At 39.9% G+C, this 16,948-nt stretch carries 15 protein-coding genes and 1 riboswitch; of the genes, 5 read left to right on the top strand and 10 right to left on the bottom strand.

The features are described from left to right. Positions 1-130 precede the first annotated feature (130 nt). Complete coding sequence (locus tag M1F17_RS06435) at positions 131-1,006, top strand: alpha/beta fold hydrolase (protein ID WP_094961356.1); 876 nt, start codon at positions 131-133, stop codon at positions 1,004-1,006. Positions 1,007-1,069: 63 nt separating this feature from the next. Here M1F17_RS06435 and M1F17_RS06430 read toward each other — a convergent pair whose 3' ends face one another. The 3 genes from M1F17_RS06430 to speA all read right to left on the bottom strand — a co-directional run bounded on the left by M1F17_RS06430 (position 1,070) and on the right by speA (position 5,287). Further along, the gene (locus M1F17_RS06430) at positions 1,070-1,849 is read right to left on the bottom strand and encodes an acetoin reductase (protein ID WP_004262072.1); all 780 of its coding nucleotides are present in this window, start codon (positions 1,847-1,849) and stop codon (positions 1,070-1,072) included. Between the two features lie 336 nt (positions 1,850-2,185). Continuing rightward, the gene (speB, locus tag M1F17_RS06425; RefSeq protein WP_094961355.1) at positions 2,186-3,106 is read right to left on the bottom strand and encodes an agmatinase; all 921 of its coding nucleotides are present in this window, start codon (positions 3,104-3,106) and stop codon (positions 2,186-2,188) included. Between the two features lie 276 nt (positions 3,107-3,382). After that, positions 3,383-5,287 (bottom strand): biosynthetic arginine decarboxylase, encoded by a 1,905-nt coding sequence (speA, locus tag M1F17_RS06420; protein WP_112307307.1) that lies wholly within the window; start codon positions 5,285-5,287, stop codon positions 3,383-3,385. A gap of 719 nt (positions 5,288-6,006) precedes the next feature. On the opposite strand from speA, the gene metK reads away from it, so the two are divergent. Further along, positions 6,007-7,158 (top strand): methionine adenosyltransferase, encoded by a 1,152-nt coding sequence (gene metK, locus M1F17_RS06415; RefSeq protein WP_004262078.1) that lies wholly within the window; start codon positions 6,007-6,009, stop codon positions 7,156-7,158. A 70-nt stretch (positions 7,159-7,228) separates the two neighbouring features. Here the strand turns inward: metK and M1F17_RS06410 are convergent, their stop codons facing one another. From M1F17_RS06410 to M1F17_RS06400, 3 genes are read right to left on the bottom strand one after another with little or no spacing between them, the layout of a single operon-like run. Continuing rightward, positions 7,229-7,639 carry a DUF6691 family protein gene (locus tag M1F17_RS06410; RefSeq protein ID WP_004262080.1) on the bottom strand — a complete coding sequence of 137 codons (411 nt, stop codon included), beginning with the start codon at positions 7,637-7,639 and terminating at the stop codon, positions 7,229-7,231. Positions 7,640-7,643: 4 nt separating this feature from the next. Then, on the bottom strand, positions 7,644-8,081 hold the full coding sequence (locus M1F17_RS06405; protein WP_144140750.1) for a YeeE/YedE family protein: 438 nt from the start codon (positions 8,079-8,081) through the stop codon (positions 7,644-7,646). 1 nt (position 8,082) lies between these two features. Next, positions 8,083-8,409, bottom strand: coding sequence for an ArsR/SmtB family transcription factor (locus M1F17_RS06400; RefSeq protein ID WP_094961352.1), 327 nt, complete (start codon positions 8,407-8,409; stop codon positions 8,083-8,085). Positions 8,410-8,515: 106 nt separating this feature from the next. On the opposite strand from M1F17_RS06400, the gene M1F17_RS06395 reads away from it, so the two are divergent. Next, positions 8,516-9,049: a SprT family zinc-dependent metalloprotease gene (locus M1F17_RS06395; RefSeq protein WP_094961351.1), complete on the top strand. Its 534-nt coding sequence runs from the start codon at positions 8,516-8,518 to the stop codon at positions 9,047-9,049. 32 nt (positions 9,050-9,081) lie between these two features. Here M1F17_RS06395 and M1F17_RS06390 read toward each other — a convergent pair whose 3' ends face one another. Beyond that, the gene (locus M1F17_RS06390; RefSeq protein WP_004262087.1) at positions 9,082-10,152 is read right to left on the bottom strand and encodes a magnesium transporter; all 1,071 of its coding nucleotides are present in this window, start codon (positions 10,150-10,152) and stop codon (positions 9,082-9,084) included. A gap of 73 nt (positions 10,153-10,225) precedes the next feature. Further along, positions 10,226-10,397: riboswitch (M-box (ykoK) riboswitch) on the bottom strand. A 585-nt stretch (positions 10,398-10,982) separates the two neighbouring features. On the opposite strand from M1F17_RS06390, the gene M1F17_RS06385 reads away from it, so the two are divergent. Then, positions 10,983-11,219 carry a HEAT repeat domain-containing protein gene (locus tag M1F17_RS06385; RefSeq protein ID WP_004262089.1) on the top strand — a complete coding sequence of 79 codons (237 nt, stop codon included), beginning with the start codon at positions 10,983-10,985 and terminating at the stop codon, positions 11,217-11,219. A gap of 103 nt (positions 11,220-11,322) precedes the next feature. Here M1F17_RS06385 and hcr read toward each other — a convergent pair whose 3' ends face one another. Continuing rightward, the gene (hcr, locus tag M1F17_RS06380) at positions 11,323-12,327 is read right to left on the bottom strand and encodes an NADH oxidoreductase (RefSeq protein ID WP_036958472.1); all 1,005 of its coding nucleotides are present in this window, start codon (positions 12,325-12,327) and stop codon (positions 11,323-11,325) included. Positions 12,328-12,402: 75 nt separating this feature from the next. After that, complete coding sequence (hcp, locus tag M1F17_RS06375) at positions 12,403-14,055, bottom strand: hydroxylamine reductase (RefSeq protein ID WP_094961350.1); 1,653 nt, start codon at positions 14,053-14,055, stop codon at positions 12,403-12,405. Positions 14,056-14,358: 303 nt separating this feature from the next. Here hcp and clcA point away from each other — a divergent pair, with 303 nt between their 5' ends. After that, positions 14,359-15,756: a H(+)/Cl(-) exchange transporter ClcA gene (clcA, locus tag M1F17_RS06370; protein WP_112307312.1), complete on the top strand. Its 1,398-nt coding sequence runs from the start codon at positions 14,359-14,361 to the stop codon at positions 15,754-15,756. Between the two features lie 231 nt (positions 15,757-15,987). On the opposite strand, the gene tehB is transcribed toward clcA, so the two are convergent. After that, the gene (tehB, locus tag M1F17_RS06365; protein WP_164455274.1) at positions 15,988-16,875 is read right to left on the bottom strand and encodes an SAM-dependent methyltransferase TehB; all 888 of its coding nucleotides are present in this window, start codon (positions 16,873-16,875) and stop codon (positions 15,988-15,990) included. Positions 16,876-16,948: the final 73 nt, after the last annotated feature.

Below are 16,948 nucleotides of genomic sequence, written 5' to 3'. Positions count from 1 at the left end.
TTACGCTAATATTTTGCATTTTACCTATTTAATACTTTAAAATTGTAACTATAACAATGCCAGTTTTAATAATTATTAACTGACCTATCTTATCACCCAATCTGTACCTGCTCTGTGTTAGGAATTCACCATGTATAACGTTCCACTAACCAACCTGAATCAACACACGATGAAATTACCTGATAGCCGTCTATTTTGCTGGTTCGAATCAGGTCCTAAAACAGGTTTTCCTGTTATTTTTTGTACTGGAGCGGGAATGAGTGGTTCATTAGGGTTTGGTTTGGATTTACTCGAAAAACTAAATATTCGTTTAATTGTTCCTGAACGCGCGGGTCTTGGTGAGTCAACATTTCACCCTGAAAAATCATTGAAAAGCTTTGCTATGGATGTTCAAGCCCTACTAGATGAACAATCTATTACTCAATTTTCAGTTGTCGGTTTTTCTCAAGGCGCCGTTTTTGCCATGGCCGTCGCCCACTATTGCCAACCTATTTCACTGTCTATCGTGTCAGGACAAGACCAATTTGAATACCCTGCAACTCGTGCGGTACTCAGTGCTGATGTTGTGAACATGCAAGAACAAGCCCTTAACACCCCTAAAGCGCTGTCTGATTGGTTATTAAAAAATGTCACTGGTGAGTGGTTATTAGCATTTATTCTTAATTGCAGCGCAGAAATAGACCAGCAACTCTATAATGAAGAACATTTCCTTGAGGCATATAGCCATTGCATGCGACGTGCTTTCGCCCAAGGCAACCAAGGTTATGTTCAAGACTTATTAATTGCATTACAGAAATGGGAATTCACCCCTGAAACGACCCGCGTGCCAGTCTCTTTATGGTATGGCGAACTCGATATGAGCACAGTTCATTCCCCTGATTTTGGCAAAATATTAGCCAGCCGTTTTCCCAATTGCCAACATCATTTATTAAGTGATGAGGGAGGCTCCCTACTTTGGACACAAGCAGAAGCTATTTTAGCCGATATTCAACAGCACACTGCATAAGCAAAAACCGCGATGAGTCATTCATCGCGGCTATTATTTACACCTTAGATTCACATAAGTGAATTAACGGTACACAATCCCGCCATCAGTCAAAATAGATTGACCAGTAATATAGTCAGAATCATCACTCGCTAAGAATGCAACCAAACCAGCCACATCATCTGGCGTTTGTGCACGACCTAATGCGATGCCTTCGACATATTTTTTATAGGTTTCACCTTTTGGCGTACCGGTGATTTCAGAGAAGCGCTCATCAATCTCTACCCACATATCTGTTCCAACAATACCTGGGCAATAAGCATTCACAGTTATACCTGAACTTGCATACTCTTTTGCAGCCGCTTGAGTTAATGCACGTACCGCAAATTTTGTAGCGGAGTAAACTCCTAACATTGCAAAACCATCATGTCCTGCAATAGAGGAGGCGTTGATGATTTTTCCTTTTTGTTTACGTTCTTGGAATTTTTCACTGGCAGCTTGAATTCCCCACATGGTTCCATCTACGTTGATTTTGAAGATTAAATCCATATCTTCTTGGCGAACATCAGCGATTGGCTTAACTTGTGCAATCCCTGCGTTATTAATCATTACATCAAAACCACCTAACTCAGCTTCTGCATGAGCCACCGCAGCAAAAACTTGGTCACGTTGACTGATATCTGCGGCAAATGTTGTTACTTTACGGCCTAAAGCTTCAATTTCTTTGGCAACATCTTGGAGCTTGTCTTTTTTCAAATCTACCAGTGCGATATCAGCCCCTTCTTTCGCTAAACGTAATGCGATACCACGGCCAATCCCTTGAGCTGCACCAGTAACTAAAATAACTTTATTATTTAACGCCATACTTATCTCCTACTGAGTAATAGCCAAATTGACTAGTTCACCTTTAATATTAAGTTAGCAACAATAACAATAAGTTACAAAGCAATGATTTTACTCTAACATTTAATATTTATAAAAAATATTACACTATTAACATGGTGAATATATTTTTTTTACCGTAGAAAAAAGCATATATACGTAAATTACAAGATTATTGTTAATAAAAATCATTCTCAACTCAATAAACAAAAAGTGCGATTCCTTCATTTTCAGTATAAATAATAATCACATAGATAAATTGTGGATATAAAAAAGCCACCAATCGGTGGCTTCTTGATACAGTAAAATATAAATAACTTATTTTTTAGCAGCTTGGATATACAGCATTTCTAATGCAATAGACGCTGCGGCGAGTGCCGTGATTTCAGATTGGTCATAAGCCGGAGCCACTTCGACTAAATCCATACCCACGATGTTTAAAGACTGTATTCCACGCAATAATTTCAATGCACGATCTGACGTTAAACCACCAATAACAGGGGTTCCTGTCCCCGGCGCAAACGCTGGATCAAGGCAGTCAATATCGAAAGTCAAGTAAACAGGTAGGTCGCCAACAATCTCTTTGATTTGCGCAACCATATCATCCACACTACGATCATTCACCTGACCTGCATCCAATACAGTAAAGCCATTGTCGCTGTCATGTTCGGTACGAATACCAATTTGTACTGAATGATTTGGGTCGATCAGACCTTCTTTTGGTGCATGATAGAACATGGTTCCGTGGTCAAATTTGCTACCATTGCCATAGGTGTCCGTGTGTGCATCGAAATGAACTAAGGCCATTTTACCAAAGTGTTTCGCATGAGCTCGCAGCAATGGCAGTGTAACGAAATGGTCACCACCAAAGGTCAAGCAACGTTTACCTGATTCAAGTAGTTTTTCAGTGTGTGCTTGCAGCTTGTCACTCATGTCTTGCGCATCACCAAAAGCAAATACCACATCACCACAGTCAACAACATTCAAACGGTCTGTTAACTTGAAATTCCAAGGCCAGCGGTGGCTTTCCCATGCAAGATTTGTGGAAACTTGGCGAATTGCGGCTGGCCCATGACGACTACCTGCACGACCTGAAGTTGCCATATCGAAGGGTACACCGGTGATCACCCACTCTGCATCTGAACTATAAGGCTGAAAATTCAGCGGGAAACGTAAGAAACCAAATGCGTTAGAAACCAGTGAATTATCAACTTGATTGCCTAAAGTACTATTTATCATTTCTGTTCCTCAAAATAGGCCTGCCCGTTAGCAAGCCCTTTTAATATTCGATTCGAATCGTTCTACCTAAATCAACTTCGCACAGTATAAATAATAAACAAATCATGTTATTTGCACAAAGTTATTATCTGTTCAGTATCTTAATGCGCTAAATAGTTCGTGCTGTCGCTAGACGGCAAAATGAGCCAATCCCTAGGAGCATACACAAGTATGTGACTAGGGTTGGCAAATGCAGCCAACAACGCGACGGTGCGAAATATAACGCGCATTGAGCATTTATTCGTCTTCTAAATAAGTATACCCATACAAACCATTCTCGAACTCAGCGACAAAGTCTTTTTGTAACTGCTCACTCAAGCCTGTCCCTTTTACTTGCTCTGTGAAGCTTTCTAATAGGACTTCTGGGACTAATTTGACGTATTGCAGCATATCTGCGACAGAATCGCCCTCTTCACTTTGCAAGTAACGCAGATTACCTTGGCTATCAACCCAGACATCTATTGCTGCGGTATCACCAAACAGATTATGCATATTACCTAAAATTTCTTGGTATGCCCCAATCATAAAGAAACCTATCATTGGTGGGTTTTCTGGGTCATATGCAGGCATTGGCATTGTGGTTTCAACGCCATCACCATCAACGTAATGGTCAATAATACCGTCTGAGTCACAGGTGATATCTAACAGTACTGCACGACGGTCTAATGGTTTATCTAACCCTTCAATCGGTAATACTGGGAACACTTGATCAATTCCCCAAGAGTCTGGTAGCGATTGGAATAAGGAAAAATTCACATAAAACTTATCAGCCATGCGCTCTTGGAGTTCGTCGATTATCGGACGATGAGCACGATTACTTGGATCTAAATCCTGTTGAATACGGCGGCAAATATTTAGGTATAACTCTTCTGCCCATGCACGTTGGGTCAAATCTAACACACCATGAGCATATTGAGTGTGCGCTTCTTGTAAGTCGAACTGGCTATCATGCAACCATTCGCGTAATGAACGGCTATTACCTTGGTGCTGCATTGACTCCCACGTTTCCCATAAGGAAATTAATGAACGTGGCGCATCTTCATGAGGCGGTGTTGTTTTGGTAAATTCATTACGTTCAACCCCAATCACATTGGACACTAACACCGTATGGTGCGCTGTCAACGCACGGCCTGATTCCGTAATTACCGTTGGATGTGGTAAATCAAACTCTTCACACGCATCCCCAATCGCCCAAATGACATTGTTGGCATATTCATTTAAGCCATAGTTGACTGAGCAATCGGATTGAGAGCGAGTACCTTCATAGTCAACACCTAGGCCACCACCCACATCAAAGCACTGAATGTTGACTCCTAGGCGATGCAATTCAACATAAAAACGGGCTGATTCACGGACACCGGTTGCGATATCACGAATATTAGCCATCTGGGAGCCTAAATGGAAATGAAGCAACTGCAGGCTATCTAGGCGATTAGCATTGCGTAAAATTTCCACTAATTGCAGTACTTGAGTTGCAGCCAAACCAAATTTAGATTTTTCACCGCCACTTGCCTGCCATTTACCTGAGCCTTGGGAAGCCAAACGGGCACGAACCCCTAAGCGTGGCGTGACATTTAAGCTTTCCGCTTCTGCCAATACCATCTCAATCTCAGACATTTTTTCGATAACAAGGTAAACCTTGTGACCCAATTTTTCCCCAATTAATGCTAATCGGATATATTCACGGTCTTTATATCCATTACAGACGATAACGGTTTGTGTTTTACCTGCGTTCGCTAAAACGGCCATTAATTCAGCTTTTGAACCCGCTTCAAGCCCTAACGGTTCCCCAGAATTAACCAGTGATTCAATGACTCGGCGTTGCTGGTTAACTTTTATTGGATAAACCAGGAAATAATCGCCTTTATAGCCATAAGACTCACGTGCACGTCTAAATGCTGCGTTTATTGAACGTAAACGGTGCTGCAAGATTTGCGGGAAACAAAACAGTGCAGGCAAGCGTAAATGCTCCTGCTCTTCTTTAACCTGATTAACGAGGTCAGCTAAATCAACAAAGGTGTCAGGGTTCTCAGGGTTCGGGCAAACACAGACATTTCCGCGCTCATTCACCTGATAGTAACCACCACCCCAATACGCGATGTTGTACGTCTGACGCATTTTGCGAGCGATATTATCATTCATAATAAACTCCTTTTATGGAGGGGTGAGTGACGCGTTCTCCTTCCTGATGTATGTCAGTGAAGACATAACACTGCAAGGCAGTTATGTCGGGGAAACGGCAATACTCAGATTTTAATAAAAAGTGCTTAGAACTTCTAAACAGTGACAATATACGACCTTAAGCTGACAGATTAATGACTCAGCCTCGAAGGTGTATTAAAGATGTGACGGTAACTTCGTGATGAAGTAAAGAATGACAGGAAAGTAAATGCCAAAGTCACGCGGCGATCCGCATATGACGGTTGGATACTGTTATTCAGTAGATTATGGATCATTACCCATTAACCCCCAATATAACTGTTTACCCCTTTAAAATTTCAATGTGGTAGCACTATTTTGGCAGTTTGACCTGTTGATTTAAGCTATATCACCTTATTTTTTATTGAAATTCAAAAGTTTATAAACATTCCTGATAGATAGCAGAAGTTTTATATTATTCTGCTGGTATATAACGGGAAATAACAACCATCCGTTACGGTCGCAGTTTATACATCTATTGCGCTCAAAAAGCAAAACCAAAATGACTAAATTGCGATAAAACTTTACCAATGGTTGTTTTATGTCTCTATTCGTTTTTTATATAAATACAGGTAGAAATTTTTACTGTATGGGACTAAAATAGCCGTCTAGATGTTAAAACATCCAATTATAAATTTGCGAATTCTTAAGGTATTAATCTCATGGCTACACATCTCTTTACTTCTGAGTCTGTATCAGAAGGGCATCCAGATAAAATTGCTGATCAAATCTCTGACGCAGTACTTGATGCTATTCTGGAACAAGACCCGAAAGCTCGCGTTGCCTGCGAAACCTACGTCAAAACAGGTATGGTAATGGTCGGGGGAGAAATCACCACCAGTGCTTGGGTTGATATTGAAGAAATCACGCGCAAAACTGTTCGCGAAATTGGCTACACCAGTTCCGAAATGGGCTTCGATGCCAATTCATGTGCCGTTTTAAGTGCGATTGGTAAACAGTCGCCCGATATCAATCAAGGTGTTGACCGTGTTGACCCATCAGAACAAGGTGCTGGTGACCAAGGCCTAATGTTTGGTTATGCAACCAACGAAACTGATGTATTAATGCCTGCTCCTATTACTTATGCACACCGCTTAGTTCAACGCCAAGCAGATGTCCGTAAAAATGGCACATTGCCATGGTTACGCCCAGATGCAAAAAGTCAGGTTACTTTCCAATATGACAATAATAAAATTGTCGGTATTGACGCTGTTGTTTTATCTACTCAGCATTCTGAAGATATTCAACAAAAAGACCTGCATGAAGCCGTGATGGAAGAAATCATCAAGCCAGTCCTACCGGCAGAATGGTTATCAAAAGATACAAAATACTTTATTAACCCAACGGGTCGCTTTGTTATCGGTGGTCCTATGGGTGACTGTGGTTTAACAGGCCGTAAAATTATTGTAGATACTTACGGCGGTATGGCTCGCCATGGTGGTGGGGCATTCTCTGGTAAAGACCCGTCAAAAGTTGACCGTTCAGCAGCCTATGCAGCACGTTACGTGGCAAAAAACATTGTTGCCGCGGGCCTTGCTGACCGTTGTGAAATCCAAGTTTCTTACGCTATCGGCGTGGCAGAACCGACATCGATTATGGTAGAAACCTTTGGAACAGGTAAAGTTGATGAGTCATTATTGATTCAATTAGTTCGTGAATTCTTTGATTTACGCCCTTATGGCTTAATCAAAATGCTTGATTTATTACACCCGATTTACCAACAAACTGCTTCATATGGCCATTTTGGTCGTTCTCAGTTCCCTTGGGAAAAAACTGACAAAGCTGAAGCATTGCGTGCCGCTGCAGGCCTGTAATCTCTTTAGTCAATAAGTCACATACAAAAACCCATCAAATGATGGGTTTTTTATTGCTCACAATGAGCGATTAATTTTTTTGCGTAAACTGGAAGATAGCCATCCCCGCAACCATTGCTAATGTAAATATTATCCCTTGTGTCAATCCCATTCCTGTTAACAATAATGCAGGTCCTGGGCAGATCCCTGCTAACCCCCACCCCACACCAAATAACACACTTCCGGTGACTAGTTTTTTATCTATCGTTTGATTGGTAGGAATTTGCAATGGGCAATTAAGTACACTAACAGAGCGTTTTTTAACCCCTAAGAAAGCAATACCACTGATTACCATTCCAACTGCCATCGTAATTAATAAAGAAGGATCCCACGTTCCCGTAATATCTAAAAATGCCAAAATTTTTGCTGGATTTCCCATCCCGGCAATGACCAATCCTAAACCAAACAGTATCCCTGAAATTAATGCGATAAGAATAGGCATTGCTTTATCTCCCTATCCCATAATGGTTGGCTAGTGCGACTGTCGCAAAAGCAACAATCATAAAGACTAATACTGCAACAATTGAACGACGGGATAACCTTGCCATACCGCAGATCCCATGACCGCTAGTACAGCCACTTCCCAGTCGTGAGCCAAAACCGACAAATAACCCAGCTAATACTAAAATAGGTGTGCTGGTCGCAATGTTAACTTCTGGTGTATACGCCAACCAAGTAAACAACGTTGGGGCGCTCATCAAACCAATAATAAATGCCAATTTCCATGCAGTATCCCCCTTAGCTGGTTTCAATAACCCGCCTAAAATACCGCTGATACCTGCAATACGACCGTTAAACACTAATAAAATTGCTGCGGCTAAGCCAATCAACACACCGCCAATCGCGGCAGAAAGTGGCGTAAAATTAGCCCAATCTATTGTCATTTCATTTCTCCTTCACAGGGCAATAAAGCTGATATAACGTATTGAGCAACGTAAATAATTTTTCATCTGCTATCGCATAGTAAATGCGCTTTCCTTCTCGACGCGTCATCACTAAGCCTTCATTACGCAATACTGTTAATTGTTGAGAGAGTGTCGGTTGTAATATTCCTAACTGCTCTTCTAACTCGCTAACGCAGGCTTCACCCTGTGTTAATTGGCATAATAAAATTAAGCGATCTGGATTCCCTAGTGTTTTCAATAATGAAGCCGTTTCTGATGCGGCCTGCTTCATCGCTAACAGTTGCGGTTCAGAGGTATTATTGGGCATATGTTATTTCTAGTTAATATTATATAAAAATACAATATATGTTTTTATATAATTACTGTCAATTATTGCTTGTTTATGTCCATTACCTTCACGTATCCTTTACCCCATGAAAACAATCCGTGTTCCACTCTTTTTACAGCAACAAGTCATGCGCACATTGCGAGAAAAACTCGCACTTGCAGAACACAAACTCGAACAGTCATTTTCAGAGCCAACGGTTAATTACAAACAACGGGGGACAACTGCGGGTAGTGCTTACTTAAAAGAATGGGAAATTCGCCTTAACCCCAGTTTACTTATCGAAAATACAGAGCAATTTATTGATGAAGTTGTGCCTCATGAATTAGCGCATTTGTTGGTTTTTCATGTATTTGGCCGCAAAGGTATCGCACCGCATGGCAAAGAATGGAAATGGATGATGCAACACGTACTGGAAGTCACGGCGAAACGTACGCACAACTTTGCGGTTACAACAGTAAAAAGTAAAACATTTCTCTACCGTTGTGCCTGTGAAGCGTCCCATGAATTAACCATACGCCGCCACAACAAAGTACTACGTGGTGAAAACCAATATTTATGTCGAAAATGTGGAGAAGTATTGAAACAAGAAGGGATTTCTGTCACTGCGGCAGAAAATTAGACTTTCTGCCGCATCAAGTTTGAGATGTGCGCTTAAGCAAACTCCGTCATCACTAATTTTGCGATTTCAAAGTAGATAATTAAGCCTGTACCATCAATGAAAGTTGCAATGAACGGGGCAGAAACAACTGCTGGGTCCACTTTCATTTTCTTCAATACCATTGGAATGATTGAAGAAACAATCGCACTCCACATTGTAATGGCAACGATGGTTAAGCTAACCACAATAGTCACTTCGTGGCCAACACCTAAAATCCATGCACGAATTAATGCCGCACCACCGATGGTCACCGCTACTAAAAATGAGGTAGAAACCTCTTTCTTCAGTACGGTACCCAGGTTACGTAAACTCACCTCACCCAGTGCCATTGCACGGACTAATGTTGATGTAATTTGTGTTCCACTATTACCGCCTGTACCAATCAACAGCGGAATGAAAAACGCTAACGAAATTGCGGCTTCGAGCTGTTCTTCAAATGCTTTTAATACAGTTCCTGTATACGCTTCAGCCACAAATAGCATCAACAACCAAACGACACGTTTACGCCATAAAGTTACAGGGCTTGTCGTTAAGTAGGGCTCATCTAATGGGGTAGTAGCGCCTTGTAGCTGCGCATCGAGTGTATTCTCATCTTCAATCAATTCGGCGATATCTTGCGGACGCAAAACACCCATTAATTTGCCAAATTGCACCACAGGTATCATATCTAAACCGCTATGATTAATCAGATCATAAACATCATGACGTGATTGTTCTGGGGCAACAGAAAAATAATTGTGTCGCATGATATCAGACACTAATAAATTTTCAGGTGAAGCTAATAATGATTTAACTGAAAGAATGCCATTTAAATAATTGTCATTGTCGACAACAAATAAATAGGTTGGGATTTGCTCGCCATCAAGATGTTCAATAAGATTTTTTTTCACGCAAGCTATTGAGTCTGCGACAGATACTGGCAAATATGATTGACTCATATAAGCGCTGACTGTTGCATCATCAACTTTTGCTGGCTGTGTGTTATTGTCTTTGAGGCGTGCGCCTTTCATTGCGGATTGAGCAATAGCAACTGCTCCCGCTTTGTTCTGGGTAGTGAATGTCATTTTTTTAGTCCCTATTACTGTTGGTTACTCAAACAGTACTCACATAGGGGCGAAACCAGATGAGAGAATGCGAAAGCTATCTCTTCGTCTCGGTTTTAGCACTATACAACGTATCCTGACTTAGCAGGAAGTTACATGGGGATATACCTTCGGTCGATATATCCTGTCCTAATCTTGGGCGTCTCTCGACGTCGTCAGATCAGTAACCTATGTTTGTATAGGAGCCTCGCCTAACGAGATACTGCACTTTGGATGCGGCGCGAATTATACCCATTGGTGAATTAATTGCCACCCTATATCTACGTTTTTTTACGCATGGAAAACTTATTGTTTAGGTTCTGTTTAAGTTTATATTAAATATATCTTTATAAAGTAACAAAATGTAACTAATAATAAGAATGAATATTAGAATTGAAGTAAATATATTTATTTACTTATCAATAACCAACCCTTTGAGAAATCAAAGTATCATTTGTAATATTATTTAGTAAACCTTACCGATAATTAATCAAAACTTAATTCTCTATTTACCGTACAATACAAAAAAACAATATAAAGGAGTAAGCCCAATTTAATATAATTAAAACGCTTTATTAGAGTACAAGTAATCACTAATATCAGTCATTAGTTGGTTTTTTATATTAAAAATAAGCCAACAAACAAATAATGAAGTAAGAAAATACACTTAAGGCATTATTTAATTCGAAATTATCATTAAAAAGCATTCTTTTAAATTGTTAATATTTAATTGCAGATATCAATTTAGTATTAAATATTACAAGAATTATCTTAGAATATTTTTTATTTTATATAACAGTGAAAGTTTTATTATGGATAAAGTAATTGTTGGAATGTTAACGAAACTAACATTTCGCGTAAACGATGAAATCAAAATTGCTGCCATTTCTGCTTTAGGTGATTTCAAAGCAACGATTGAATATAATGATGCCATCATACGAATCATAGACTTATGTCAGGACCCAAACAAAGAAGTTGCTGTATCAGCGATTAATACATTAAGTAAATTATCTATTTATTTTTTACATAGCTCACTACCGAAACATTAATTGCACTCTCATTTTGAGTATTGTAAATAATTACTATGATTTATTTTAAATAATACTGTCCCATTAATACTCTAATGAGACAGTTTGCACATGTTATATAATTTTACGCTATTTCAGTGTCACCCTGTAATTGGCAACTACAAGCTAAAACATAGCCCTCAGCTATTTCTGCTTCAGTTAATGTCATTGTGCTTGTTGTTGTGTATTTACCTGATAACACTTTTGTTTTACAGCTTCCACAAACCCCTGCTCGGCAAGCTGCAATAACGGGCTGTTTATTTTGCTCCAGTGCAGATAATAAAGAAGTACCTACAGGGACTTTAAAGTCGACCAATCGTTGACGGATTTTTAATGTAAGAATATCTTCACTATCAACAACCTCTGGTTCAGTTGAAAAACGCTCCATAAAGAAATGTTCAGCAGGGACGCCTAAATTAGCAGCAAATTGCTGTGCATTTTTCATGTAAGGCACAGGCCCACACGTCATCACAATTCGTGAATCAATATCTGGTACTAACGCTTTCAATTTCTCTTCAGTTAAACGTCCTTGTGCAATATCGCCATTATCTGGTGTTTCTGCCATAACACACAATTGCAACCGTTCTGGATATAAGCGGACGAGTTTTTGCCATTCCTCGGCAAAAATAACTTGTTTATCATCGCGAACATTGAATAGTACTTTTACATGGGAGCTCGGGCGGTTCACCATCAGCCAACGTGTCATTGACATAATTGGTGTCACACCACATCCAGCAGCTAACATCAAATACTCAGTGTTTTTTAGATTAGCGCAGGTGAATTCCCCTTGCGCTTCAGAAAGCCAAAGATAGTCGCCTTCTTTAACCGAACGTGTTAACCAATTTGACCCTTCACCATCGTCTAACCGCCTGACAGTAATGGAAATAAAACGACTTTGCCCCGGTGATGATGAAAGAGTATAAGCACGCATGACATCATCACTATTTTTAATGCTGACCAAAGCATATTGACCAGGTGAATATGTATAAAAATCATGATTGATAAGGTTGATTGTCCAGACATCTGATGTTTCTTGAATAATAGAATGAACTTGCATTCTATTTGGACATAAACTGCTTGGCATGGTCATCGCGCTACTCCTTTAAAGGGGGTCGCAGCCCCCATCTTTCACATCGTTTTTAAGCTTTTTCTATCGGTTTATTGATCATGCAGGTAAAATTTCTGCCAGATCTTGCTCAACTGTCGTAATACTACGCATGCCAAACTTCTCATTTAGCACATTTAATAAGTTTTCAGTTAAGAAACCAGGTGCTGTTGGGCCGGTGTAAATATTTTTCACACCCAACGCTAATAATGTTAAAAGGATGACAATCGCTTTTTGCTCAAACCAAGACAGAATAAGACTCAATGGCAAGTCATTAATACCACAACCAAGTTTCTCTGATAGATTCACCGCAAGCATAATGGCAGAATATGCATCGTTACATTGGCCCACATCCAGTAAGCGTGGTAGCCCTTCTAATGTGCCAAAATCTAATTTATTAAAACGATACTTACCACATGCGAGTGTAAGGATTAAGCAATCTTCAGGTACACTACGGGCAAAATCCGTATAATAGCTACGTTCGCCACGGCTACCATCACAACCACCAACAAGGAATACGTGACGTAGTTTTTTCTGTGAAACTAAATCAATCACCGCGTCTGCCGCACCTAACAGTGTTTGACGACCGAAACCAACCGTAATTTTGTGCTCGATTTCGGTATACGGGAAACCGGCAAGTGACTGAGCTTGAGCAATCATTGCAGAAAAATCATCACCCACTAAATGTTTTGCACCAGGCCAACCCACAATACTACGCGTCCAGATACGGTCTTTATAATCCCCAACATCAGGGTCAATAATGCAGTTAGAGGTCATCAAGATAGACCCAGGGAATTTTGCAAATTCCACTTGCTGATTTTGCCAACCGCTACCATAGTTACCGACTAAATGAGGGTATTTTTTCAGTTCTGGGTAACCATGTGCTGGCAGCATTTCGCCGTGGGTATAAACATTGATACCCGTACCTTCAGTTTGTTCTAACAACATTTTTAAGTCTTTCAGGTCATGACCTGAAATTAAAATACATTTCCCTGCGACTGGACGAACGTTGACTTCCGTTGGCGTTGGGTGACCAAATTCGCTCGTTTCACCTGCATCCAAAATTTCCATGATCTTGAAATTCATTAGACCAATTGCCATGGCATTATCAAGCAGTTCATTCATATCCGATGGCAATGTTCCAAGCCAAGCCATAATTTCATGATATTGGCCATAAACCTCATTATCATACTGACCTAAAACATGGGCGTGTTCCATATAGGCTGCCGCCCCTTTTAAGCCATATAGGCATAACATACGTAAACCGTGAATGTCTTCGCCGACTTCAGCTTTATCAATATCTAATGAAAATTGAGCCGCTTGTGCCTGTAAGGTTGGAATGTCAGTACCATTTAATTGCAAATTAATTAATGGATGATTGAAAGCCACTACACTATTCACGGATTGGCAATGTTTTATTAATTTATCACGTAAATAAATAGCTTCACGGGCGTAACCGATAATACGCTCTGAATCAAAATTGACGTTGGTTAAAGTAGAGAAAAATGCGCGCGGAGCAAAACTATCAATATCATGGTCAATAATACCCAGTGAGCGGGCAGTGACTGCACTTGCAGATAAGCTTTGCAATACAGCAACTAATAAATCTTGTAGGTCAGAAGTTTCTGCTGTTTTACCGCACATACCCTGCGCGTATGCACAGCCATTACCAGCTGGAGTTCTAATTGTTTGTTCACATTGCACACAGTACATGTTGTTCGCCTCTTAAAGTTGCATTTCAAATACAACATTAAGACTACGCTCTTTATTAGAATAAAAAAGTGGAATTATTCATTATCTAATGGTTTATTGATCTATATTAATATTCATTGCAAATGAGAACTATTCACAGTAATGAAAGTATGCTATTCGTGCTGTTGGTTTTGTTTTCACTTTTCTTGCTTAAATGCACTATTTTGCATTTTATTTATATCCTGATAACGCTCTTACGATAACTCTTGTTATACTTACCTATAAGTGTTTGTTATTCCATCGTATAAAGAGAATCCAATAAAGATGAGCCAGGTAAATTCAGCTAGTAAATCTATGATAAAAACCCGATTGCGGATTTTTAAACGGCTAAAAGAATCAGATAAAACACCTGTAAAAATCTTACTACTTGCGGCACTCATTGGTGCGGCGGTCGGTCTTATCGGTTCACTATTTGAATTAGGAACAACTTGGATTAGCAACTATCGCGTGCAATCGGTGAGTGAATGGGTTGCCCCAAAATGGCTGATGGTTGTTGGGATGTTTTTTATCTCGGCACTTCTTGCCATGTTAGGCTATTACCTTGTTAAACGGTTCTCTCCTGAATCTGGTGGGTCTGGGATCCCAGAAATTGAAGGTGCATTACAGGATTTACGCCCCGTAAGATGGTGGAGAGTCATTCCAGTTAAGTTTATTGGTGGATTAGGAACATTGGGCTCAGGTATGGTATTAGGCCGTGAAGGACCAACCGTGCAACTTGGTGCGAACCTTAGCCAAATGTTTTATGATTTATTTCGTTTAAAAGATAATGAGTCACGCCACACCTTGCTTGCCTCTGGTGCGGCGGCAGGTTTATCTACAGCATTTAATGCCCCTTTAGCTGGCATCTTGTTTATTATTGAAGAAATGCGTCCGCAATTTAAATACAGTTTAATTTCAATTAAAGCGGTATTTATCGGTGTTGTTACCTCCACCATTGTCTATCGGCTAATCAATGGAGAAGCTATTGTATTAAATATCGGCCAATTTTCTTCTGCACCTATGAATACTTTATGGCTTTATTTAATTTTAGGATTAATGTTTGGTGTTATCGGTATCTGTTTTAATGGTTTTTTATTGTACCTACAAAGTAAATTTTTAGCATTTTACCAAAATAAAATTTCTCGCTTTGTATTGATGGGCGGGTTAATTGGTGGTGCTTGTGGTGCAATTGGCGTTTACCTGCCTGAAATTGTAGGTGGTGGATATTCCGTGATCCACCAGATGGTAGCAGGCCAATTTACCATCACTTTGTTATTCATATTCTTTGCTTTGCGGTTTTTAACTTCGACGATTAGCTTTAGCTCTGGGGCTCCAGGTGGTATTTTCTCTCCTTTACTCGCCCTTGGGACATTATTTGGTGGTGTTTTCGGCTACGCCGTCCTCGAAATATTCCCTAATTACCAAATTGAAGTGGGGACTTTCGCTATTGCAGGCATGGGAGCTTTATTTGCCGCAACCGTCAGAGCCCCATTAACTGGGATAGTCTTAGTTTTAGAAATGACAAATAACTACCAGTTAATCTTACCGATGATTATTACCTGCATTGGCGCCACAATGATGGCTCAATTTTTAGGTGGCAAACCGCTATATTCTGTATTGCTGGAAAAAACTTTAGCCCGTAGCGAAAAAGAAACCGCTCCGCCTGTCACTGACAAACCTTAAATAGTAGAAGCAAAAAGAGTTGCCGACAGCGGCAACTCAGACTGCTGACAAACATATTATGTTTGGCGGCAAGTCGAATAGGTTTTGAAAATAAACTAGGAAAATCAATTTATTGATTTTCGGCTGATAACACAAAGCGGGAAAAACCACGCTTTTATCCCGCTTTGTCAACAACCTCAGTTGCCGACAGCGGCAACTCTTTTATTAAGATAACCTATGCTAATTTCTTACTTACTTCTTCCTTGCAATGAGTGTTGCAAAATTTAATTTAATACGATTACCTTGTGAATCAGTGCGGTGTAAATGACCAGGGTTTTCGTTATATTTTAAAATATCCCAATCTTTATAATACCCTTCTAGCTCCCCTGGTTTTAAGAAGCATTTAAATGGCACTAAATCCAGCGGTGCATCTGGCGTTTCAACGGCACACACAATAACGTTAACTCCCCCTGGCAGGGTATGTTCTTGCATATTAGTAATAACATTGGCGATTTTTTCTCGCTGCAAAAACATTAGCACGACAGTGGAAATAATAAGTTCGTAGTTCTCTTGTATTTGGTGACTATTAATATCATAAACAGCCGTATGAATATTCTCTACCCCAGCTTGTTTTTTAACGAAGTCAATTGCTTGAATATGTTGAGGGTTGATATCTACCGAGGTCACATCATAACCCTGCAAGGCAAGATAAAAACTATTACGCCCCCTTCCCGAACCTAAATCTAATGTTTTACATGGCTTACTGAGATGATTTTCACACAGATAGCGCACTTCTGAATGTGGAGTCGTTAACCCATGCTCTTTATAAAATTTCAGTTCTGGTTTGCATAAAAATGCCAGTTGGCATTCCATGTCATCACTACAAGCAGAAATACGATGCCAAACTTGAGATTCAATAATAGGCGGCTGGTTATGAATATCAAAAGTAAAGTGTTGCTCGCTGCCGTCTTCATTAAAAATGATAAAATCTAAAGAGCCTTTTAGCACTTTCAACTGTGCGTATGTATCCTCTTTTGTATTATGGCGCTCTTGGAACATTAACGGCAAAGAAGCTTTATTCCAAACTGGCATAGTTTTGTAACACACGAGATCATTCATATCATCACCAATAAGTTGCATTTTAAATACATCTTATACCGTTCGTTTGCTATCTGCAAAACATTCATAAATTAATTATCGCGGGCTTGATTCA

This window comes from Providencia sp. PROV073 (genome assembly GCF_033688125.1).
Classification (GTDB): Bacteria; Pseudomonadota; Gammaproteobacteria; order Enterobacterales; family Enterobacteriaceae; genus Providencia; species Providencia hangzhouensis.
This window is presented reverse-complemented; position numbering and strand designations above follow the sequence as displayed.